This window comes from Bradyrhizobium sp. UFLA05-89, from assembly GCF_059803475.1.
Genome location: NZ_JBANBA010000015.1, coordinates 1 through 21,530 on the forward strand (window position 1 = coordinate 1; position 21,530 = coordinate 21,530).

Genomic DNA, 21,530 nt, shown 5'->3' on the forward strand with positions numbered 1-21,530 from the left:
TTCATAGCGCTGCGGCGCGCTGAATTCGACGAACGCGGGCGACGGATCTCCGATGCAGTGATAGTACATCTCAGATGCTCTCGATTTTGGCGGTCGCGAAGGAAAAACTCGGACCGACGCGCCACCGACTTTCGTTCGGGCATGCGATCGAAATTTCCTCGCCGTCGTAGAGCCGGAAACAATTGTGGTGCGTGCCGTCGAGGCGATGCACGGGCACTTCGTGGACACCGACACCGGCCTTCACGACCAGTCGCCAACCGGCCGGCAGAACGACGTCGCGCTCGGCGCGGGGCGAGACTGAAAACGTTTCAAGGGTGGTCATGGGATCAGGCCGCGACCGGCTGGCGCTGCTGCTTCTCGGCGGCGGCGCGGTGCGCAGCCTCGAAAATCGCGGTGTCGAGTAGCCAGCTTCCACCCTGCTTCGCTGCGCCAGCGACCTGGCCGCGTTCGAGCATGTGGAAGGCCGAAGCAACGGAGCAGCCGAGATAACCGGCAATGGCTTTGCCACCGCGCCTAAATCGGGATTGAGAGTTAGACATAGCGAGCCCTCTTCGGTGCTCGCTGACGGGCATAAAAAAAGCCGCGGCGAGCACAGGTTAAACTGTGTGCTCGTATCCGCAGCATCCCGCCGCTAAGACGCGCCGTGCGATGTCGCAGATTGCTCTGCTGAGGTAGGCCCCTGCCACCCTCAACGCTGATTAACAGCGCGCACCGTCGACTGACCATCAACGATATACAATTGCCACCTTACATCAAAATTCGCCTTGATACAACTAACCGGAGATGAACGAATCCCTAACAACTACTTAACCCCATTTGCCTTCTGCGGCGGTAAGCTCTCTGGAACGGTCAGGACGATCAATCAGGTGCGTGTAAATCTCTGTCGTCGTGACGGACTCGTGTCCTAGTGTTTCGCTCAATTCCTTCAAGCTCATCCCCGCGCCAACCGGCGGACGCGCCAAACACCACGACGCAAAGTAGTGTCGTAGGTCATGCAAACCGCTGTATTTCGCTTTGACGATCGGCCTGCCCTCTTCATCGCGGGTCGGCTTTCCATTGCCATCAAGCACCGGCTTCGTCACGTCTGCGCGAATCCACGCAGGAATTAGGCCGCGGTCAATAATGTTGCTGTGTGTCTCGACGTTGCCCTCGCCGTTCGGAAACACAAAATGCCGCTGGCCGTCCTTATCCGTCGGGCAGTTGATTTTCCACGCTTTAAGCGCCAACACAGTCTTCTCCGGGATCGGCACGCTGCGCCGGCTGTTTCTCGACTTCGGAGGGCCGATTCGGTTGTACCGATCAGCGCGTTGACGAATGTGAATTTCGGGATCGGACTTTTTCAAATCCACATCGATCCATCGCAAACCGCGTAGTTCCGACGATCGCAAACCACACCGAATTGCGACCAAAAAGAACGCGCGCCACCGTTCGCTCTTTTCATGCTGTAGAAGCAAATCGATTTCGTCCGACGTCGGGATGTGCTCGCCGACAACGAGTTTCTCCTTATGTCGACGTTGAACCTTGCTGTCTTTTTTCCTCCGGACGGTCATTGACCGCACGACGTTGTGGCCAACCTTGCCGCTTTCCATCGCTTCGCTAAGGAGGCTGGAAAGCGACGTCGTGACCTTGCGAACCATCGCCGCAGAGCGTGGCTTGGTTTCGGCCTGCCCTGGCGCGGGCACACCCTGGCGCAATCTGTTCTGCCAATCCTTTACCGCTTCGGCGGTCAGCTCCGATAGCTTTGCGGCGCCAAGATACGGATTAATGTGGAACCGCAGATGCTGTTCGTATTGGTCACGCGTCGAGCGTTCCAGCTCGCCGCAGCTATCAATCCATAGATTACCAGCCTTTTCGACGGAGATGCTCCGGCTGTGCGGCGTATGCGTACCCTTGCTGATGTCGACGTGCGTCTGCGCAGCCCACGCCTCAGCATCCTTTTTGCGATCGAACGTCTTGATGTGCCGCTTTAGTCGGCCGGTTTTCTCGTCGCGCTCGTTACTCGAATAGTCGACGATCCACTTTTCCTGCTGCTCGCCTGTGACCGGATCCTTCGGACCCCATTTCCGCTTCCGTATGCCCACGCCCCACCTCCCTTTGCGAACGCTGGCGAGCATAGGCGAATAGAACTGGTCAGACAAGAGTCAGACACAAGGCAAAATTCGCCAATAATTTCAATGTAGCGAGCGGATTTCTACTCCGCGGGTTGCAGGTTCGAGCCCTGCCGGGATCGCCATTTTCCGCAAATCGACAGGCAGGCGTATTGGCGTCGCTCTTCGAACCGATACGTGGCGCCCCACTTCACGCTTGCAGCAAATTCCACGCGCTACGGGACATTACAAACCGCTCCGCGCAACGCGAGCGCAACCCGCGAATTCGCGTTCACTGCTCGGTGGCGCTGCCGCCGACACGAAAGACGAGATCGGTCAGCGCTATATTCGATGGCGTATCTTTCGAACGCCATTTCTCCACACCCACGAGAAGCAGAAGTCCATCGGCAGGGGCAGCAGGCTTGTGACTGGCAACGACCATAAGGAACCCGGGGCGTTTTGCAGGGTTGTTGGTCACGCCTTTGTCTTTTACGAGTGGAGGTGATCCATGAGCATCGTCAAGACAGCAGCCGCGCTCTTTGTCGCCGGCACGATATCGTTGGTCAGCGCGCCCGCTTCTGCTGCACCGCTGTCGTCCCTTTCCGGATTAGCGAAATCGACTGAGAATACGGTACAAGTTCGCTGGGGTGGTGGCTGGCACGGAGGCTGGGGTGGTGGCTGGCGGGGTGGCGGCGGCTGGCATGGAAGAGGCTGGGGCGTAGGCGCGGGACTTCTTGCGGGCGGTCTGATCGCAGGCGCCCTTGCTGCCCCTTATTATGGGGGCGGCTACTACGATCCTTACAATTCCTACGGCTCCTACGGCTACGTGTATCCGGACCCCGGGTATGGGGATCCCTATTATGGCGGAGGATACGGGTATCCACCTGCTTATGCCCCTCCGCCTCGGTTCTATGTGAGCCCCTACGGGGGCCCCTACTGATAGACCCGCTTCGGCCCTGTCACAAACCTGTGGCATGAGCCTTGCTAATTCATAACCAACTGGGATTTCAGCGCCCAGTTTGAGACACGAGCGCTGCCGGGGGGACTGGCATTTCGAGCCCGGCAGCGCTTTCGTATCGGTACGCCTTGAGCCTGGCGACGCGATAGAGTTTGGCGAGCATGGGGCTTGGCTCGACCGCTCCTCGGACAATCCAATCGCGCGCAACCGGGATATCTAGCGGTTGCTGTAAGCTCCGTCCTTTGCCGAGCTTGCACCGTGACGCTCCTCATAGATGAAGACGTTCCGGTCTCGCATTGTGCGGCGGCTTGCACGGATGCAAGCGACCACATGAGAGGATCAAAAACATGTACAGGGCCCTTTGCCGCTTGTTCGCGGCAGCCGCCGCGCTGGCTGCCGTTTCCATCGTGCCAGCCATGGCCTCCCAAATGCCGCTCGGAGAAAAAGACATGCCGGCCAACGCGGACCGTCCCAATGCGACGATTCGGTTGCCGAAGCACCAGTTCCGCGAGACCAAAGACAGCGGAGCGTTTGGAATAGGCGGCGCCGCGACGCCCAACGTGCGCTGCCCGCGTGGAGCATACTGCCTGACGCCCTGAGAGCTGGCACGTGACATCGCAGGGCTTGCCGCAAATTCATCCACGCGATGGACGGTCACGATCCGCGCAAACTGCGCCCTACTTTGCGGAAGACGAGCTCCGAAAGGCTAGTGGCGCGCGGCCAGACGGGCATCAGTGTGCCGCATGTGCCTTGAGGGATTGGTTTCCAAGCGCGGCGATCGGCGTACCGCAGGGGCCAGGTCAGAAGACCGCGGGTCATCTCGCCATGGGTCGCGTGAAGGAGCGCGTTGTCGGGTGAGACGGGAGGAATGCCTCCGGAGTTCCTGACTGCACCAGATCAGCAAGATGGGCTTGGGCTTGATCTATTCTCCGGAGCAACTCTGCCTGACGCATGCAGAAGCCGGTTATGGAGAGGTCACGCCGTGCGGCATGCACCTCGTGCAACGCGTGATCGATTGCCTCCGCAACATTGTCCTTTTCGATGGGTTGTTGTGGACCGATACCGGTCGCCACCGGGCGCATGAGCCTGCGTTGATCAGCCATCAAATTGCCTGCCTCCAGTCCGATGCGCGTCCGATGTCGGAACCGTCTTGCTTTGTAGCGAACTCGTCCGCTGTGGCTTATCTACGGCGGCCGCCGGCGTCTTTCCTGGCGCGGCAGTGCGCTGCGCTTTTAAGCTCCGCTTTTCACCGTTTCCGCACCGTCCGTGGGAATCGCCGCGCACGCCCTTCACTCCGGAAAAATACGGCTGTGGCGCGCACGCCACGACCTCTGGGAGAACGTCTGGACGTGGCGCGCGTACAATTGCCGGGGATTCCGCGAATCACCTAAACCGCAAGTGGGGCTGGGAAGCGGAGAGTAAAATGAGAGTCGCTTCCTTGGAAAGTGTACTGGCGGCAGCCAGTTTGGTCATGGGTATTGTCATCGTGTTGTGGGGAATCAAGATCTTCTACGGCGTGTAAGGTGTAAACAGACAGGACGCAGGCGTCGGACAAGAGACTTTCGAAAGGTCCACGACAGGCATCCCTTCCGCGGCGGCGGAAGCCCTGCTGTTTTTCATGAGCCAACACGTGGCGAATGACCGCTACGTCACCAGGATCTCGTCCCGCTTCGACCTTTCCTTGACCCGGTTCAGGAATGTCACGCAGACGAAGTCTGCCGTTCACTCAGGTGAGCTCGCAAGATGCGACGCGGGGGGACTGGCACGCCGATCAAACCTACCCATGAATCTGCGCCTCTTGAGCAAAGCCTTGCCGGTAACATAGTGCAGGCGCATTTTACGCGAAGTGAACGGCGTGTCCCGAATGGGGCGTCATGGCCGGGCACGTCCTACTTTGCATGGGGTTGTTCTCGCGAAAATGCGCGCGACGTGGGCGATGGCGGATCTGGAGAATCACTTTCCCTGGCCGACCGATTGCGAGGAGTTCGTCGAAAGTTTCTCGAGGGCCGCCTGCTGTGCGCGTTCGCCAAAATGAAGGCACAGGAAGAGGACGAAGCCCGCCACCGCAACGATCGCGAACCAGGCGACGTTCATGCGCGCACGCTTTGAGCGAAGTGGTCGAAGTGAAGATCGCCGCATCGTCGGCGTCCGTTGTCGCGATCAAAAACGGCCTCGGCTGGTACGGGGGGCATCACACCGAGGCCGCCATTCCGACGTGCCGACAGTCGGCGGTCGTCGGCACAACAAGGCAAGTCGGTCAGGAGCCAACGGTTCCAAGACGCCGAGCGCCGGTTGCGGGACGCCCTACTCCGCGTCGTTCTGACGGCGCTCACGCGCGAGCTGATGCCACGCCAGAGCAAGCTGGATCAGCCGCTGCCGGTCGGCACCTTCGGAGGCCGCAGCGCGCTTCATCGCCGCCGCGGCTTCACTCTCGGGGTCATATTCCGCACTCATGACGGCGATCATGACTCGTAAAAGTGGACGAGGGCATGACAATTCGTCCCGTATGAATGCGGGGGGCGTCATCACAGTGCACCTGCGAAATAATCGGGAAACCCGCAATCGACGCGGGACGCCCTTCGATGCGGCTAAAGCTCTTTCACAGTCGCCGCGGCGGGCTCGTCGAGCCTTCTCAAGCCGCTCTCGATCGCCTCGATATCGTCGGCAATCTGCGCGATCGACTGGCGGCAGTCGAATCCCTTGATGGATTTGAGATCGACGGCAAGGCGCCGCCTGTGCATCCGCAGATCCTCCAGTGACTGGCGATCCCTGATGCGCGTAAAACCGTCGACGATCAGCTCGATGGCCTTGGACATGACGCATACCCCCAGCTCGCGACGCAGCCGGCCGGGACATCCGGCCTGGCACGCCATTAAAGCCTGCCGTCGCGTCTGGCTTTCGTCATTAATGCAGGTTTGGTTAACGCGGCAGCGCAGCAAGATGCGGGCAACACGTCTTGCGGCCCCCGGCCCTTCGTTCGAATTGGCACTCGCCTTGCTCAGCCAAGCCCAATCAGCCAGACCCGCCGTGGGTCTGTTTCACAGTGAGGCAAGCCCATGCAGCCGATGTCCCGCTTCGAAGCGACCGCCACCACACAACTCCATGCCTTGATCGCCGACCTGCGCTGGAGGGTTCAACTCCTCGACGCCGACATCAAGGAAGAGGAGCGCAAGGCCGGCGTGTCCGATCCCGCGAGCCTCGCTTATCCCATGCTGGCCGTGACGCTGCGGGGACGCCGCGACAACTTGCAGGCGACGGTTGCGACCCTGCAGCGGCAGCTCGAGGCCATTGCTCCCTCGCCCGATTGGGGCCGGGCCGCCTGAGGCCGGTGGGTCGTGTTGACGGCAGTTCACGGATAGCGGCCGCGATTGTGAATTTAATCACAGAGGTGGCGCGATTCCTCGGCTAAAAGGCAGGCCACGCGGCCGCGCGATGTAGCGGCCGCGGGCCACGCAACGACGCACCAACCGACGCCCTCCCCGCCATGACACACGACGCCGAAGCAGCAGCCACGGACGCAGACGCACAGGCGCCGCGCCGGAGTCGCGATCTGCTCGGCTTCGCCTATCTCGCGACCATCGGCGTCGTCATGGTCGCCTGGATCGGCGGCCTGATCTGGGCCGGAGTAGCCGTGGTCCGTTGGCTGATCTTCTAGAAAAGATGTGGCGCCAGTTGTGCGGCCTTGATGCTGCCGCACACGATCATTCCCCAAAGTGCAACGCTGATTTGGATAGCATCCAGCATGTCCCGTTTCCCCGCGAATCAACTTCAAACTTTTTTTCTTTGATCAAAACCGCGATCTGGCCGGGAGCGCCAGAGAAATTTTCAGGCAGTTGTTGTGCATCGCCGAAGGATGCACAGCGCTCGTCAAGGACGATATCCGCATGCCCGGCAATGATTGAGACGCAGGCAGCTGCGCAGATTGCCTAACGCGACGCCACGCGCCGCCACTTGGCCTCGATCCGCGCCTTGATCGCGCGGACGCGTGCTTCGTGCGCGGCCCAGAATGCGCGGCTGGCCGCCGCCGTTCCGTGTTTGTAGGTCGCGTAGACGTCGGTCGGCTTGACCGGTGATGGCCGTGCTTGCGGCTTAGCGCTCACCACCGCCCGCGCGGGCGCGGGATCCGGCGCTACGGCCGTCGCCGCGTCTGTTGTCGCAAACGGCGAGTTCATCGCGATGAGGCGGTTGCGCGCGCGATTGCAGTAGATGGCGGAGCGCGGCGTCATGGTCTCTTCGCCGTGGCCGGCGCGGTATTTCATCAGTGCGCGGCAGAGGTCGCCATGCGCCAGCCGCCAGGCCCTGGCGAGATAGGTCACGCCGTAGCGGATATTGATCTCGGGCCTGGCGAGTTCGGCCGTGGTGCCCCTGAAGCCGAGCATGGCCGCCGTCTCGGGCCTGACCTGCATCAGCCCGATCTCGCCGACGCGGCCGACCACCGTGGAATCGTAGCGGCTTTCGACGAAGACGACCGCTTCCGCGATATCGGGCGGCAATTTCGTCTTCGCGGCTTCCTTCTCGATCAGCGCGCGAACGGATGCGCGCACCGGAAACGGCTGGGCATCTACGGCCATTGGAGCTTCGACACTATCCGACGCGACCGCGCCGGTGACGTCGGCCGCCGCCGCATCATCCGCCGCGCCGGCGTGCACTGGACCGGCCGCGAGCACCGCCAGACAAAGCGGCGCGGCGTACAGAATCCAAGGAATGCACGTGGAAGACCTCATCGGCGCTTCATAGCGGAGGCCAGTTAACAACGCTTGTCGGCACGCCCGCCGCGCGATCGCGCCGCGATCCGAAGCAGCGTGTCAAACGAAAGAGGCGGGCCGTGAGCCCGCCTCGGTCAGATCGTGGATCGATCCACGGATCAGTAGCACGCGCGCCGATCGGCAAGCACGTACTGGCCGCTCGGATAGCGGTAGTAGCAATTGCCCTGCGACCAATAATAGCCCGGCTGCGACGCCGCCGTTGCGCCGGCAATCGCACCGGTCGCGCCGCCGAGCACAGCGCCCGCGGCAGCTCCCGTTGCGTTGCCGGAGATCAGCCCGCCCAATACGCCACCGACGATGGCCCCGCCGAGCGCACTGGCACCCGGGTCTGCCGGAGCAGGCGGCGGCGGAGGCGGCGCATAGGCCGCCGGAGGTGGCGGCGCATAGGCCACCGGCACATCATCGATGTACTCTTCGGAGATGTACGCGGGCGGCCCTTCTATGCGCTCCGGATAATAATACCAGACGCCGCCAACGTCCCACCACCAGCCATAACGGCCATTGTGGTTCTCATGCCGCCAGCGGCCCCCCTCCCAGGCGAGATTGCCGCGATAGGCGTGTCCGCCCCAATCGCGCTGCGGCACCGGTCCGCGGGCCACGTAACGCCCCTGCGGCGATCCGCCGGGGGGACCCTGATGCCCAGCGTGAGGCGGCGCGATTCGTGTGGCCTGCTGCGGCGGCGCAACTCGCGTGGGAGCATTGGCGTGTGGCGCCGCGCCCGCACCCGGCGGCTGACCGCCCCTCCCCGTGTTTGAATCCTGTGCCTGCGCCGAAAGCGCGAGCAGCGACACGGCCGAAACCAAGGGAATGATAATCTTCATCCGGCTGGATGCACGCATTGGTGCCTACCCCTTACCTCTATCTCTCATCTGTCGTCGCCGTGGTCCGGATGCCCGAACAATCTCAGGTCCCGGTTGATGCCGGCGGACAACGTTGATCCCGTTGATCAGCGATGTCCCGTTACAAACAGTTAAGATCACGGCAATTTTTCGTCCGCGGCGTTAGCGCGCCGGCTCGATCACGTTGCAATTGGTCCGCCCCGACATCAGGCAGTCCTGCATCTTGCTGGCGGCGGTGAGATCGCGCGCCAGCCAAAGGCCGACGCCGAGGATGACGACGGCAATAATCAGTCCGGCGATGGCGCCGCGCCGATTGTCGCCGGGCGGCCTTGGCTGCGGCTTTGAATGCGAGCTGGGCTGGGTATCGGGCATGGCAAGGTGAAGCCGAGAATTGCTGCCCTTACCATCTCTGCGGCGCCACGTCACACCCCGCTTTAAGGCTTGGGTGCGCGGAGTGCCACCTTGTTCGATGCCGATGTGGCCTGCTGTACCCGCGGCGCGCAGGTCGTGAGCACAAAGGCCGTCTGGCTGCACTGCCATTCGGCGCCGAGTAAATCACTCTCGACTGGCTTGGGCTGGGCCAGGTAAACCACGATGCCGACGAGCGCCACTGTCGCAAATGTGATCGCGAGCCTTCGCAAAGACACCCGGAAAATAGTCATCGCCGTAGCTCCGTTCGTCTGGGTGCGGACACTAGGCGCCGCCCCCGTGCTCCCTTGTTAGGGGGATCACAATTCGGCAGTTTTTCCGGACTACGAAAGATCGGCGATTCCAGCGATTTTTCGCGACCTGATAGGCTGCGATTATGGGTGGCTTCGCGACGCGCATAGATGTACACGCTTGTTCGTCGCGCGGCGCGCGCTTGTTCGCGGCCGCTGCACCCACAGGTGCTGATGTAGGATTGAAAGCGAGGAAGACAAGGCTCGTTCGATGAGTGGATTCAGGGAACCCGGCTTCGCAGACCGGCAAAAGGCGGCACAGGACGCCCGCAAAAATCTTTTGAACAAATTCAAATCGCAGCCGGGGCACGACGACCCCGCGGTCGCGGCGCGGCGTGCCGAGCGCGAGGCGATTGCCGCCAAGCGTGCCGAGGTAAAGTCGGCACGCGAAGCAGAAAAGGCCGAGCACAAGCGGCGTGAGGACGAGGCTGTGGCCGCCGAAGCCGCACGCATTGCTCGCGAAGCCGAGGAGGCCGCCGCCAGGCAGGCCGATCTCGAAGCCGAGCAGAAGGCCAAGCGCGATGCGCGCTACGCCGCCCGCAAAGCCAAGGGCAAGCGAAAGTAACCGTCACACCGGAGCGATGCGACGGGACCGCGCCAAGCACGAGCCCAACCGTATCGAGTCCACAACGTGTCGTTGCGCATTCCGGGGCTCGCGTTGTCGCGCGCCCCGGAATGACGACGACGGCGCGATCAGTTCTTCTTCATCATTCCGTCGTCTTTTTTCATGCCGTTCTTGGACATCGTGTCCTTCTTCATGCCGTCGTCCTTCGACATGGAATCCTTCTTCATGCCATCCTTGGACATCGCGTCCTTCTTCATGGCGTCATCCTTGCCCATCTTGTCCTGAGCGAAGGCGGCCGGCGCGAGCGCCAGGCTGAGCGAGAGAGCGGCAGCGGAGACGCCGAGTGCGATGCGGGTGCGAATGGTCATGGTTCATCTTCCCTTCGAGGGGTGGAGGTTGCCAGCGACGGATGCCGCTACTCACGCTCGACGGGTCGACGGGCACGCTTGTTACGCGAGCGGCCGAATTTTTTCCGAGCCCTTGCCCCGTTTCCGTGTTCAGCCCGACACAATTTTGCCCGCGTCTGCCATGCTAGTGCGCGGAACCTGAGGAACGAGTGTGCAGCGCAGCATCGGCGCCCCCGCGACTTGCCGCCGCATTCGCTCTCGAACTATCAGATTACAGAATATCGGGTGAAAGACCGGCTAGGATGCGCCTAAACGCCGGCCTCAAGACCCAATCATCAAGAACCGTTCAAGGGGATCATTCCATGTTCACGCGACGTCAACTTCTCGCGACGGCTGTTGCCGCGCCCGCCATTCTGCGCTTCGGCATCGGGACCGCCCAGGCCGCGACCACGCTGAAGATCTCGCACCAATTCCCGGGCGGCACGATCGACAAGGGCGACTTCCGCGACCGTCTCTGCCGCATGTTCGCCGCCGAGGTCGCAAAGCGCAGCAATGGCGACATCGCCGCCGAGATCTATCCGAACTCCTCGCTGATCAAGACCAACGCGCAGTTCTCCGCGATGCGCAAGGGTGCGCTCGACATCTCCCTCTATCCGATGCCCTATGCCGGCGGCGAATTGCCTGAGACGAACATCGGCCTGATGCCGGGCCTCGTCACGACCTACGACCAGGGCATGCGCTGGAAGAAGGAGCCGGTCGGCAAGGCGCTCTCCGACTTCCTCGCCGACAAGGGCATCATCCTCCTGAGCTGGATCTGGCAGGCCGGCGGCGTCGCCAGCCGCTCCAAGGCGATCGTTGCGCCTGAAGATGCCAAGGGCATGAAGGTGCGCGGCGGCTCGCGCGAGATGGATATGGTGCTGCAAACTGCCGGCGCGTCCGTGCTGTCGGTGCCATCGAACGAAATCTACGCTGCAATGCAGACCGGCGCCTGCGATGCCGGCATCACTTCCTCCACCAGCCTGATCTCGTTCCGCCTCGAAGAGGTCGCCAAATCGCTGACCTCGGGCGCCGGCGCCTCCTACTGGTTCATGCTCGAGCCCCTGATGATGTCGAAAGCGATCTTCGACAAGCTGCCGAAGAACCATCGGGATATCCTGCTTGCCGTCGGCACCGAGCTCGAAGCCTTCGGCCGCAAGGGCGCGCAGGACGACGACGTCGAGGTCGCCAAGGTCTACGAGAAAGCCGGCGCCAAGGTCAGCGCACTCGATGCGGCGACCGTCGGCAAGTGGCGCGAGATCGCCCGCGATACCGCCTGGAAGGACTATGGCGCGAAGACTGCGACCGCGGCGAACCTGCTCAAGCTCGCCTCCGAAGTCTCGGCATAATGCACGGTCTGCTTCCGGATCGTGACGACCCGGTGGATGCCGCCGCACGCCGTGGGCTTGCGGCGGTGCTCGATCGCGGTCTCGCTGTCCTCAACAGCGTTATCGTCGTGCTGGCTGCGCTCGCGCTGATCGCCGCCTGCGCGATTCTGAGCTACAGCGTGCTGAGCCGCGCCCTCTTCAAGGCCGCTAATTACTGGCAGGACGAGGCGGCCGTGTTCCTGCTGGTCGGCGCCACCTTCATGACGGCGGCCTATGTGCAGCAACATCGCGGCCATATCGGCATCGAGGCCTTTGTCGGGCTGTTGTCGCCGCTCGCGAACAAAATCCGACTCTGGCTCGTCGACGCCGTGACGCTGCTGTTCTGCGCCTTCTTTACCTGGAAGTCCTGGACGCTCACGCATGAGGCCTATGTCGACGGCCAGGTCTCGAACTCGATGTGGTCGCCTCCGCTCGCCATTCCCTACAGCCTGATGGCGATCGGCATGACCCTGCTTTGCGTACAGATCATCGTGCAGCTCGTCCTTCCCTTCACCGGAGCCAAGCGCCGATGAGCGTGTTCGGTATCGGCCTGTCCTACGGGCTGGCGACGCTGTTTGTGATGTTTTCCGGCATGCCGATCGCGTTTGCGCTCGGCGCGGTCGCGGTCGTGTTCATGGGCATCTACATGCCGGCCGCCTCGCTCGATACCGTGACGCAGAACGTCTACGAGGAAATGGCCTCGATCACGCTGCTGTCGATTCCGCTCTTCATCCTGAAGGGTGCGGCGATCGGCAAGTCGCGCGCCGGCCAGGATCTCTACTCGGCCCTGCATGCCTGGCTTCATCGCGTGCCCGGCGGCCTTGGCGTAGCCAACGTCTTCGCCTGCGCGCTGTTCGCCGCAATGGCCGGCTCCTCGCCCGCGACATGCTCGGCGATCGGCTCGGCCGGCATTCCCGAGATGCGCAAACGCGGCTATTCCGGTGGCTTTGCCGCCGGGATCATCGCCGCCGGCGGCACGCTCGGCATTCTGTTGCCGCCCTCGATCACCATGATCCTGTTTGCGGTTGCCGCGGAAAAATCGCTCGGGCGGCTCTTCCTCGCCGGCATCGGCCCAGGGCTTTTGCTGGTCAGCCTGTTCGGCGCCTATGCCGTGATCCGCTTCCGCCGGGAATATGCTGCGGCTGAAGCCGTTTACAAGACGGGCGGCCCTGAGGCTGCGATCCTGACCCGCGACGAATACACATTGGCCGAACGTTTCAGTGTGCTGCCGCGCGTCATTCCGTTCGTGCTGTTGCTCACGGGCGTCATGATCGCGCTTTATGGCGGCTATGCCACGCCGTCGGAAACTGCGGGACTGGGCGGCCTCCTCGCGCTCGCGCTGATCGCGATGATCTACGGCGTCTGGCGGCCGACAGATCTCGGGCCGATCATGAAGTCGACGATCCGGGAGTCGACCATGCTGATGATGATCATCGGCATGTCGCTGCTCTATTCCTACGTGATGAGCTATCTGCATATCTCGCAATCGGCCGCGGAATCCATCGTCGCGATGCACCTACCGCGCTGGGGCCTCTTGTTCGCGATCCTCGCTATGGTGATCGTGCTCGGCTTCTTCCTGCCGCCAGTCTCGATCATCCTGATGACCGCCCCGATCATCCTGCCGCCCTTGCGTGCCGCCAATTTCGACATCATCTGGTTCGGCGTCGTCATGACCATCGTGATGGAGATGGGGCTGATCCACCCGCCAGTCGGTCTCAACATCTTCGTCATCCGCAATGTCGCGCCTGATATCCCCCTGAGCGAGGTGATCTGGGGCACGCTGCCCTTCGTGCTGTTGATGATGGGCGCCGTGCTCCTGCTCTGTTTCGTGCCGGAGATATCGACCTGGCTGCCGGATCTGGTGATGGGGCCTGACGGGAGCAGGTAGACGCTCTCGGGTGGGCCAAGCGAAGAGTGCCCATCATCAAGACCATGATCGTTGAGAGATGGTGGGCACGGCGCTCCGCGCCTTTGCCCACCCTACGAAGCCGCCTGGTTCTTCCTCGCATTCAGCGCCGATGCGACACGGCTCACCGGCGTCCGGCCAAGCAGTCGGCTGATCTCGTTCGTCGCCGCCAGCAGCTTTTCCATGTCGACGCCAGTTTTGATCCCCATGCCCTCGAGCATGTAGACGACATCCTCCGTCGCGACATTGCCGGTCGCGCCCGGCGCATACGGACAACCGCCGAGCCCGCCGGCGGCTGCGTCGATGACGCGGACGCCCTCCTCCAACCCCGCATAGAGATTGGCGAGCGCCTGGCCGTAGGTGTCGTGGAAATGCATCGCGAGATGGGCCGCCGGGATGTTCGCGGCAACGGCGCGCAGCATATCCTTCGCCTTGGTCGGCGTGCCGACGCCAATGGTGTCGCCGAGCGAAATCTCGTAGCAGCCGAGATCCCACAGGGTCTTGGCGAGATCGGCGACGGCGTTGGGCTTGATCTCGCCGTCGAACGGGCAACCCAGCACGCAGGAGATATAGCCGCGTACTCTCACGCCGTCGGCTTTCGCGCGCGCAAGGACGGGCTTGAACCGCTCGATGGATTCGGCGATCGAGCAATTGATGTTGGCCCGCGAGAATCCTTCCGAAGCTGCCGCGAACACGGACACGACCTGCGCACCGGCCGCGCGCGCGGCGTCATAGCCCCTCTCGTTCGGCACCAGCACTTGGAATTCGGCGCCCTTGACGTGGCTCACCCCGCGCAGCACCACATCGGAGCCGGCCATCTGGGGGATCGCCTTGGGCGAGACGAAGGCGCCGACCTCGACGGTGTGAAGGCCGGCCGCGACCAGCGCCTCGACGAAGGCAATGCGCGCCTCCACGCTGACCGGTGTCTTCTCGTTCTGGAGGCCGTCGCGCGGCCCCATTTCAATGATGCGGACCTGGTCGCTCATGTCTTGCTCACTCGCCGATCGGCTCGAGCTCGGCAAGCTCGACGCCTTCTTGCACGATGTCGCCGACCTTGCACTTGATCGCCTTCAGAACGCCTGCAAACGGCGCGCGCAGCGTCTGCTCCATCTTCATCACTTCGAGCGTCAGGATTGGCGCGCCCTTCTCGAGCTTGGCACCCTCCTCCGCGAGCACCGCCACGACCGTGCCCGGCAGGGGCGCTGCAATCTTGTCCTCGCCGACATGCTCCTCGCTCTCGCCGCCGAACGGATCGACCCAGTGCAGATCGAACCGGCCATTGCGCGTACGCAGATAGAGCTCATGGCCATCAACAACCGCGGCAACCGCCGTCTTGACGCCGTCGAGCGCCAAATCGAATCCACCCTCCTTCGGTACCATCGCGAAAGCCAGCTCCCGCTCACCGATGACGAGCGTCGAGGGGCCGCTGCCGTAATTCAGCGAAATCGTCTGCTCCGGCCCGTGGCCGACACGGAAGGCAAAGCTGCGCTGACGTCGTCCGACCGGCTGCCAGCCGAAAGTTCGCCAGGGCGAAACGGTTTCGCCCTGAGCGGCTCTACGTTCCTCATTGACGATAGCCGCGACGGCCGCACACAGCTCGAGCTCGCCGGGCGCGGCGCCCGCCGCCGTCAGCCCGGCCAGCTCCCGCTCGATGAAGCCGGTGTCGATCGAGTTCGACCGGACCTTGGGATGCGTCATCAGCGCCGAGAGGAACGGAATGTTGGTGACGATGCCGCGGACGTCGGAATTCTCGAGCCCGCGGTTCAATCGCTCGATCGCCGCATCCCGTGTCGGCGCCCAGGAGATCATCTTGGCGAGCATTGCGTCATAGTAAGGCGAGACGGCATCGCCCTTGCGATAGCCAGCGTCGATGCGCAGACCGCCGGCCTCCTCGGGCAAACGCCAGGTCGAGATCCTGCCGACCGAGGGCATGAAGTTCTTGGTCGGATTCTCCGCGTAGACGCGCGCCTCGATGGCGTGCCCGTTGAGACGGATCTCGTCCTGTTTCAGCGGCAGCGCCTCACCGAAGGCGACGCGCAACTGCCATTCGACGAGATCGATCCCGGTGATCAGCTCGGTCACGGGGTGCTCGACCTGGAGGCGGGTGTTCATCTCGATGAAGAACACGTTCTTGCCGTCGGAGACGAACTCGATGGTGCCGGCGCCGACATAGTTCACCGCACCGGCCGCCTTGCGCGCGGCGGCAGAGACGGTCTCGCGTTGCGTGGCATTGAGCGTCGGCGAAGGTGCTTCCTCGATCACCTTCTGGTGCCGCCGCTGAAGAGTGCATTCGCGCTCGAACAGCGACAACAGATTGCCGTGGCTGTCGCCGATTACCTGCACCTCGATATGGCGGGGATTGTCGACATATTTCTCGATCAGCATGGTGTCGTCGCCGAACGCGGCTTTTGCTTCCCGCTTGGCGCTGACGATCGCCGGTCCAAGCTCGGCAGCCGAGCGCACGATGCGCATGCCACGGCCGCCGCCGCCCGCGGAAGCCTTCACCAGCACGGGAAAGCCAATCTTGTCGGCAGCCTTCGCGAGCGTCGTCTCATCCTGCGCCTCGCCGTGATAGCCAGGCACCAGCGGCACGCCGGCCTTCTCCATCAGCGCCTTGGAGCCTGACTTTGAGCCCATCGCGGTCATCATCCCGGCTGTCGGGCCGACGAAGACCAATCCGGCGTCCAGGCACGCCCGCGCAAACTCGGCATTCTCCGACAGGAATCCGTAGCCGGGATGCACCGCCTCCGCACCGGTTTTCCGCGCTGCCTCGATCAATCGCTCGACATTGAGATAGCTGTCGCGTGTCCGCGCGGGCCCGAGCAGAACGGCCTCGTCCGCGAGCGCAACATGCATCGCGTCGCGGTCGGCCTCGGAATAGACCGCGACTGTGCGCAGGCCCATGGCGCGCGCGGTTCGGATGACGCGGCAGGCGATCTCGCCGCGATTGGCGATCAGGAGCGTGCGAAAGCGCCGGTAGAGATTTGAGCGGTCCATCATCAGTTCCTGCGTCACATCCTGAACAGGCCGAATTTCGTCGGTTCGATCGGCGCGTTCGACGCCGCTGACAGCCCAAGCCCAAGCACGAGCCGCGTATCGGCCGGATCGATCACGCCGTCGTCCCACAGCCGCGCCGTCGCATAGTACGGATGCCCCTGGCTTTCATATTGCGCACGAATGGGGCTGCGGAACTTCTCTTCCTCTTCCTTGGACCAGCTCTCGCCCCTGGCCTCGATGTTGTCGCGCCTGACCTGGCTCAGCACCATCGAAGCCTGCTCGCCGCCCATCACGGAGATGCGCGCGTTCGGCCACATCCAGAGGAAGCGCGGGCTGTAGGCGCGCCCGCACATGCCGTAATTGCCGGCGCCGTAGGAGCCGCCGATCACTACGGTGAACTTCGGCACCGAGGCGGTGGCGACCGCCGTGACGAGCTTCGCGCCGTCGCGGGCGATGCCACCGGCCTCGTATTTCTTGCCGACCATGAAGCCGGTGATGTTCTGCAAGAAAACCAGGGGAATTCCACGCTGGCAGCACAGCTCGATGAAATGTGCGCCCTTCAGCGAGCTCTCGCTGAACAGGATGCCGTTGTTGGCGATGATGCCGACCGGATAGCCCCAGATATGGGCAAAGCCGCAGACCAGCGTCGTGCCGTATAGCTTCTTGAACTCGTCGAACTCGGAGCCGTCAACCACGCGCGCGATGATGTCGCGCACGTCGAACGGCTTTCTGCCGTCGACTGGCACCACGCCGTAGATCTCCTCCGCGGCGAACAGCGGATCGCGCGGCGGATGCATGTTGAGGTTCGGCCGCGCCTGTGGCTTCAACGTACCCACGATACGCCGCGCGATACCGATCGCATGAGCATCGTTCTGCGCGTAGTGATCGGTGACGCCGGACTGCCGCGAATGCACGTCGGCGCCGCCAAGTTCTTCGGCGCTCACGACCTCGCCGGTCGCGGCCTTCACCAGCGGCGGGCCGCCGAGGAAGATGGTGCCCTGGTTGCGCACGATGATGCTCTCGTCCGACATCGCCGGCACATAGGCGCCGCCGGCCGTGCAGGATCCCATCACGATCGCGATCTGGGGGATGCTGGCTGCCGACATCTGCGCCTGGTTGTAGAAGATGCGGCCAAAGTGCCGCTCGTCCGGAAAGATGTCGTCCTGCATGGGCAGGAACGCGCCGCCGGAATCGACCATGTAGACGCAAGGAAGATTGTTCTGGCGCGCGATGTCCTGCGCGCGCAGGTGCTTCTTCACCGTCATCGGGTAGTAGGTGCCGCCCTTGATGGTGGCATCATTGGCGACGATGACGCATTCGCGCCCCGAGATCCGCCCGACCCCCGTGACGACACTGGCCGAATGCACGTCGCCGCCGTACAGGCCATATGCGGCAAGCGGCGACAGCTCCAGGAACGCAGTCCCGGGATCGACCAGCAGATCGACGCGCTCGCGCGCCAGCATCTTGCCGCGCGCTGTGTGGCGCATGCGCGAGGCCTCGCCGCCGCCGCCGGCGACCTGGGCGAGCTTTTCCCGGAGGTCACCGACGAGCCCGCGCATCGCTTCGGCATTGCCTGCGAAATCCGATGATGAAGGATCGATCGTGGAATGGAGCGGCATGTGTCCAGCGCTTCTTTCGTCGTGGTGAGATGCCGCGGCAGGTTGACCCATTTTCGCGGCGATTCCAAATGCGTTCAGGCGGTCTCCGCCATCAGCTCACGCCCGATCAGCATGCGGCGCACTTCAGACGTGCCGGCGCCGATCTCGTACAGCTTTGCATCGCGCCACAGACGCCCGGTCGGAAACTCGTTCGTATAGCCGACGCCGCCGAGCGCCTGGATCGCCTCACCTGCCATCCATGTCGCCTTCTCTGCGGAATACAGGATCGCGGCGGCAGCGTCCTTGCGCAGAGTCCGCGCGTGACCGCCTCGATCGCAGGCGCGCCCCACCGCGTAGACATAGGCGCGCGTCGCCTGCCAGGTCGAATACATGTCGGCGAGCTTTCCCTGCATGAGTTGGAAGTCGCCGATCGGCTGACCGAACTGCTTTCGCTCGTGCATGTAGGGCACGACAGCGTCCATGCAGGCCGCCATGATCCCGAGCGGACCGCCGGACAGCACCGCGCGCTCATAGTCGAGGCCGGACATCAGGACCTTGACGCCCTCGCCCACCCCGCCCAGCACGTTGTCGGCCGGCACCTCGCATTCGTCGAAGAACAACGGATAGGTGTTGGATCCGCGCATGCCGAGCTTGTCGAGATGCTGGCCATGGGTAAAGCCCTTGAAGCCCTTCTCGATCAGGAAAGCTGTCATCCCGCGCGGGCCGGCGTCCGGATCCGTCTTGGCATAGACCACCAGCACGTCGGCGTCGCCGCCATTGGTGATCCACATTTTCGAGCCGTTGAGCACGTAGCGGTCGCCGCGCCGGTCCGCGCGCAGCTTCATGGAGACGACGTCGGAGCCGGCGCCCGGCTCGGACATCGCGAGCGCGCCGACATAGTCGCCGGAGATCAGTTTTGGCAGATAGCGCTGGCGCTGCGCGTCGTTGCCGTTGCGGCGGATCTGATTGACGCAGAGATTGGAATGCGCGCCGTAGGACAGGCCCACCGCGGCCGAGCCGCGCGAAATCTCCTCCATGGCGACGATGTGGGCGACATAGCCCATGTTGGAGCCGCCATATTCCTCCGGCGCGGTCATCCCGAGCAGGCCGAGATCGCCGAAGCGCTTCCAGAGGTCGGCGGGAAACAGGTTCGCCTTCTCGACCTCGGCCGCGCGCGGCGCGACCTCAGCCTCCACGAAGGCGCGGACCGTATCGCGCAACATGGTGATGTCTTCGCCGAGGTCGAAATCGATGCTCGGGATGTTCATGGGCTGCTCCTCCGATCTTGTCTTGCCCGCAAACCTACTCCCGATCGGGCATTCGGGCGGTCGAAAAGGTTGCATTTTCCGCCATAGTTGGCGAAGATTCGGTATGCCTTTTCAAGCCTCCGCTGCAGTTCCTCGCCGGGCCATGACACCGGCCGCCTTCGTGCGCGGAGTGGTTGCTGCTTACGCCAGATATGGCCGCGACGCGGCCGAGGCGCTAGCCAGAAGCCAGGTGCCCGCGGACCTCCTCGGATCCGCTGATGGGCGGGTCACGGCAGCCCAGTTCGAGGTCCTGGCGGGCCATGCCATGCGCGAACTCGACGACGAGGCGCTCGGCTGGTTCTCGCGCCGGTTTCCCTGGGGCACCTATGGCATGCTATGCCGGGCCTCGATCACCGCCCCCAATCTCGAGGTGGCGCTGAAGCGCTGGTGCCGGCATCACCGCATCCTCACCGAGGACGTGCTGTTCGAGTTCGGCTTCGATCGCGACACGGCCATGATCGGTATTCGCGAGCAGCGCGACCTCGGGCCGTTGCGCGAATTCTGCCTGGTGACGCTGCTGCGCTACGTGCTCGGCTTCTCCTGCTGGGTCGTGGATTCCGCGATCGCGCTCCGCACCGCGGAATTCCCTCATGCCGAGCCGCGCCACGTCTCGGTCTATCCAACAATCTTCTGCAGGAACGTTCGCTTCGATGCGGAGCGCGCCAGCATCACCTTCGACAAGCGCTACCTGGCGCTCCCGCTGAAGCGCAGCCCGTCCGATCTCGATCACATGCTGAAGGGTGCGCTGCGCCTGACCGTGCTGCCCTACCGACGCGACCGCCTGATGGTGGAGCGGATCAGGCACGTGCTGCGCAGCGCGCGCGGTCGGATCCTGACCGCCGACGACGTCGCAAGTGAGCTTGCGCTGTCGACCCGCACGATGCATCGTCGCCTAAGCGACGAGGCAACTTCGCTACGTGCGTTGAAGGAAGAGGCAAAGCTCGAACTCGCCAGGGAAGCCTTGATGCGCGGCCGCGCGCCGATCAAGCGGATCGCCGAGATCGCCGGTTTTCGCAACGAGAAGAGCTTTTCGCGCGCCTTCCGCAACTGGACCGGCGCCTCGCCGCGCGAGTTTCGCGCCAGGTATCGCTAGGCTTGCACCGGCAGCGACACATCCTTGGCAACGCCCAGCACCGGAAAGCTGCGCACGTTCTTCACGTTCGGCATGGCCGCAAAATTCAGGAGCTGTTGCCGCATGCTTTCCATGTTCGGAGCCACGCATTTCAGGAGATAGTCGGTATCGCCGGAGATCCGCCAGCACTGCTGGATACGCGGTACCGCCGCAACGGACGTCTCGAAGTCCTCCAGAACCGGTTGGGCCTGGCTGCCGAGCTGGATGGTGACGAACGAGATCACCTCGTAACCAAGCAGCCGCTCGTCCAGAATGGCGCGGACTGCTTTGATCACGCCGCGGCTGATGAGGGATTTGAGCCGCCGCAGGCAGTTCGGCGCTGAGATGCCGACACGATGCGCCAGCTCGTTGTTGCGGACGCGGCCGTCTTCCTGGAGCTCCGACAATATCCTCAGATCGACGCTGTCGAGCTGGTAACGCCCGGCCATACCCACCTCGTCATGATCCCGTCACGCTTCGCCCAGCGGAGCACACGACAAAACCCCCGCCAAGGACCTTAGCGGGAAGCTGGCGTTCAGTGCGTCCGGCTCAGTGCGTTCGGCTCAGTGCGTCCAGATCAGTGCGTCCAGATCAGTGCGTCCAGATCAGTGCGTCCAAGGCTCGCCGCGGCGGAAGGAGAAATTGTCGGCATAGGCGACCGAGCGGCGGATCGACTCCTTGGGCTCGATCACCTGGTAGGCGATGCCCTTGCGCTCGCAATAAGCGATCGCCTCCTCCTTGGTCTCGAAGTGCAGCGTGATCTGCTGCTTCATGTCCGCCGAGGAGGTCCAGCCCATCAGCGGCTCAACCGCGCGCGGCTGCTCCGGCTCGTAATCGAGCTGCCATTCCCGGGTCTTCCCCTTGCCCGATTGCATCGCGTTCTTGGCGGGCTTGAAAATGCGTGCGGTCATTGGACGGCCGGACCCC

26 protein-coding genes are annotated in these 21,530 nt (G+C 63.3%); 8 read left to right on the plus strand and 18 right to left on the minus strand.

Going from position 1 to position 21,530, the window contains the following annotated elements:
• Nucleotides 1–70: 70 nt before the first annotated feature.
• The 4 genes from SO139_RS10525 to SO139_RS10540 all read right to left on the minus strand — a co-directional run bounded on the left by SO139_RS10525 (nucleotide 71) and on the right by SO139_RS10540 (nucleotide 2,565).
• On the minus strand, nucleotides 71–322 hold the full coding sequence (locus SO139_RS10525; RefSeq protein ID WP_498540018.1) for a hypothetical protein: 252 nt from the start codon (nucleotides 320–322) through the stop codon (nucleotides 71–73).
• A 4-nt stretch (nucleotides 323–326) separates the two neighbouring features.
• Nucleotides 327–539, minus strand: coding sequence for a hypothetical protein (locus SO139_RS10530; protein WP_498540019.1), 213 nt, complete (start codon nucleotides 537–539; stop codon nucleotides 327–329).
• A gap of 267 nt (nucleotides 540–806) precedes the next feature.
• Entirely contained in the window at nucleotides 807–2,081 is a 1,275-nt protein-coding gene (locus SO139_RS10535; RefSeq protein WP_498540020.1) for a tyrosine-type recombinase/integrase, read from the minus strand.
• A gap of 298 nt (nucleotides 2,082–2,379) precedes the next feature.
• On the minus strand, nucleotides 2,380–2,565 hold the full coding sequence (locus SO139_RS10540) for a hypothetical protein (RefSeq protein ID WP_449381790.1): 186 nt from the start codon (nucleotides 2,563–2,565) through the stop codon (nucleotides 2,380–2,382).
• 827 nt (nucleotides 2,566–3,392) lie between these two features.
• Here SO139_RS10540 and SO139_RS10545 point away from each other — a divergent pair.
• On the plus strand, nucleotides 3,393–3,644 hold the full coding sequence (locus tag SO139_RS10545) for a hypothetical protein (RefSeq protein WP_449381789.1): 252 nt from the start codon (nucleotides 3,393–3,395) through the stop codon (nucleotides 3,642–3,644).
• 1,354 nt (nucleotides 3,645–4,998) lie between these two features.
• Here the strand turns inward: SO139_RS10545 and SO139_RS10550 are convergent.
• The 3 genes from SO139_RS10550 to SO139_RS10560 form a co-directional block, all read right to left on the minus strand.
• Nucleotides 4,999–5,139: a hypothetical protein gene (locus SO139_RS10550; RefSeq protein WP_449381788.1), complete on the minus strand. Its 141-nt coding sequence runs from the start codon at nucleotides 5,137–5,139 to the stop codon at nucleotides 4,999–5,001.
• A gap of 210 nt (nucleotides 5,140–5,349) precedes the next feature.
• On the minus strand, nucleotides 5,350–5,499 hold the full coding sequence (locus SO139_RS10555) for a hypothetical protein (protein ID WP_449381787.1): 150 nt from the start codon (nucleotides 5,497–5,499) through the stop codon (nucleotides 5,350–5,352).
• Between the two features lie 134 nt (nucleotides 5,500–5,633).
• The gene (locus tag SO139_RS10560; protein ID WP_449381786.1) at nucleotides 5,634–5,861 is read right to left on the minus strand and encodes a hypothetical protein; all 228 of its coding nucleotides are present in this window, start codon (nucleotides 5,859–5,861) and stop codon (nucleotides 5,634–5,636) included.
• 240 nt (nucleotides 5,862–6,101) lie between these two features.
• Between SO139_RS10560 and SO139_RS10565 the strand changes: the two genes are divergently transcribed.
• Together SO139_RS10565 and SO139_RS10570 are read left to right on the plus strand one after the other, a co-directional pair.
• Nucleotides 6,102–6,368, plus strand: coding sequence for a hypothetical protein (locus SO139_RS10565; protein ID WP_449381785.1), 267 nt, complete (start codon nucleotides 6,102–6,104; stop codon nucleotides 6,366–6,368).
• A 161-nt stretch (nucleotides 6,369–6,529) separates the two neighbouring features.
• Nucleotides 6,530–6,700: a hypothetical protein gene (locus SO139_RS10570; protein WP_449381784.1), complete on the plus strand. Its 171-nt coding sequence runs from the start codon at nucleotides 6,530–6,532 to the stop codon at nucleotides 6,698–6,700.
• A 271-nt stretch (nucleotides 6,701–6,971) separates the two neighbouring features.
• Here the strand turns inward: SO139_RS10570 and SO139_RS10575 are convergent, their stop codons facing one another.
• The 4 genes from SO139_RS10575 to SO139_RS10590 all read right to left on the minus strand — a co-directional run bounded on the left by SO139_RS10575 (nucleotide 6,972) and on the right by SO139_RS10590 (nucleotide 9,312).
• Nucleotides 6,972–7,769 (minus strand): transglycosylase SLT domain-containing protein, encoded by a 798-nt coding sequence (locus SO139_RS10575; protein ID WP_498540021.1) that lies wholly within the window; start codon nucleotides 7,767–7,769, stop codon nucleotides 6,972–6,974.
• Nucleotides 7,770–7,909: 140 nt separating this feature from the next.
• A complete protein-coding gene (locus SO139_RS10580; RefSeq protein ID WP_449381782.1) occupies nucleotides 7,910–8,650 on the minus strand; it encodes a hypothetical protein in 741 nt (246 codons plus the stop codon).
• A 162-nt stretch (nucleotides 8,651–8,812) separates the two neighbouring features.
• Nucleotides 8,813–9,022: a DUF2273 domain-containing protein gene (locus SO139_RS10585; RefSeq protein ID WP_449381781.1), complete on the minus strand. Its 210-nt coding sequence runs from the start codon at nucleotides 9,020–9,022 to the stop codon at nucleotides 8,813–8,815.
• Between the two features lie 62 nt (nucleotides 9,023–9,084).
• Complete coding sequence (locus tag SO139_RS10590; RefSeq protein WP_449381780.1) at nucleotides 9,085–9,312, minus strand: hypothetical protein; 228 nt, start codon at nucleotides 9,310–9,312, stop codon at nucleotides 9,085–9,087.
• 268 nt (nucleotides 9,313–9,580) lie between these two features.
• On the opposite strand from SO139_RS10590, the gene SO139_RS10595 reads away from it, so the two are divergent.
• The gene (locus tag SO139_RS10595) at nucleotides 9,581–9,934 is read left to right on the plus strand and encodes a DUF6481 family protein (protein WP_449381807.1); all 354 of its coding nucleotides are present in this window, start codon (nucleotides 9,581–9,583) and stop codon (nucleotides 9,932–9,934) included.
• A 128-nt stretch (nucleotides 9,935–10,062) separates the two neighbouring features.
• Here the strand turns inward: SO139_RS10595 and SO139_RS10600 are convergent, their stop codons facing one another.
• Complete coding sequence (locus SO139_RS10600) at nucleotides 10,063–10,302, minus strand: pentapeptide MXKDX repeat protein (RefSeq protein ID WP_449381779.1); 240 nt, start codon at nucleotides 10,300–10,302, stop codon at nucleotides 10,063–10,065.
• A 341-nt stretch (nucleotides 10,303–10,643) separates the two neighbouring features.
• Between SO139_RS10600 and SO139_RS10605 the strand changes: the two genes are divergently transcribed.
• The 3 genes from SO139_RS10605 to SO139_RS10615 are packed head-to-tail and all read left to right on the plus strand — an operon-like array spanning nucleotide 10,644 to nucleotide 13,572.
• Entirely contained in the window at nucleotides 10,644–11,666 is a 1,023-nt protein-coding gene (locus tag SO139_RS10605; protein WP_449381778.1) for a TRAP transporter substrate-binding protein, read from the plus strand.
• Entirely contained in the window at nucleotides 11,663–12,217 is a 555-nt protein-coding gene (locus SO139_RS10610) for a TRAP transporter small permease (protein ID WP_449381806.1), read from the plus strand. The genes SO139_RS10605 and SO139_RS10610 overlap by 4 nt, the downstream gene beginning before the upstream one ends.
• Nucleotides 12,214–13,572: a TRAP transporter large permease gene (locus tag SO139_RS10615; protein ID WP_449381777.1), complete on the plus strand. Its 1,359-nt coding sequence runs from the start codon at nucleotides 12,214–12,216 to the stop codon at nucleotides 13,570–13,572. Before SO139_RS10610 ends, SO139_RS10615 begins: the two co-directional genes overlap by 4 nt.
• 92 nt (nucleotides 13,573–13,664) lie before the next feature.
• Here the strand turns inward: SO139_RS10615 and SO139_RS10620 are convergent, their stop codons facing one another.
• The 4 genes from SO139_RS10620 to SO139_RS10635 form a co-directional block, all read right to left on the minus strand.
• Entirely contained in the window at nucleotides 13,665–14,576 is a 912-nt protein-coding gene (locus SO139_RS10620) for a hydroxymethylglutaryl-CoA lyase (RefSeq protein ID WP_449381776.1), read from the minus strand.
• A gap of 7 nt (nucleotides 14,577–14,583) precedes the next feature.
• Nucleotides 14,584–16,587, minus strand: coding sequence for an acetyl/propionyl/methylcrotonyl-CoA carboxylase subunit alpha (locus tag SO139_RS10625; RefSeq protein ID WP_449381805.1), 2,004 nt, complete (start codon nucleotides 16,585–16,587; stop codon nucleotides 14,584–14,586).
• 14 nt (nucleotides 16,588–16,601) lie between these two features.
• Nucleotides 16,602–18,206, minus strand: a complete 1,605-nt coding sequence (locus SO139_RS10630) for a carboxyl transferase domain-containing protein (RefSeq protein WP_449381775.1) — start codon at nucleotides 18,204–18,206, stop codon at nucleotides 16,602–16,604.
• 74 nt (nucleotides 18,207–18,280) lie between these two features.
• Complete coding sequence (locus SO139_RS10635) at nucleotides 18,281–19,453, minus strand: isovaleryl-CoA dehydrogenase (protein ID WP_449381774.1); 1,173 nt, start codon at nucleotides 19,451–19,453, stop codon at nucleotides 18,281–18,283.
• Between the two features lie 103 nt (nucleotides 19,454–19,556).
• Here SO139_RS10635 and SO139_RS10640 point away from each other — a divergent pair, with 103 nt between their 5' ends.
• Entirely contained in the window at nucleotides 19,557–20,585 is a 1,029-nt protein-coding gene (locus SO139_RS10640) for an AraC family transcriptional regulator (protein WP_449381773.1), read from the plus strand.
• Here the strand turns inward: SO139_RS10640 and SO139_RS10645 are convergent.
• Together SO139_RS10645 and SO139_RS10650 are read right to left on the minus strand one after the other, a co-directional pair.
• Complete coding sequence (locus tag SO139_RS10645) at nucleotides 20,582–21,052, minus strand: Lrp/AsnC family transcriptional regulator (RefSeq protein ID WP_449381772.1); 471 nt, start codon at nucleotides 21,050–21,052, stop codon at nucleotides 20,582–20,584. The two genes, SO139_RS10640 and SO139_RS10645, sit on opposite strands and share 4 nt — an antisense overlap.
• 156 nt (nucleotides 21,053–21,208) lie before the next feature.
• Complete coding sequence (locus tag SO139_RS10650) at nucleotides 21,209–21,514, minus strand: ETC complex I subunit (protein ID WP_449381771.1); 306 nt, start codon at nucleotides 21,512–21,514, stop codon at nucleotides 21,209–21,211.
• Nucleotides 21,515–21,530 lie beyond the last annotated feature (16 nt).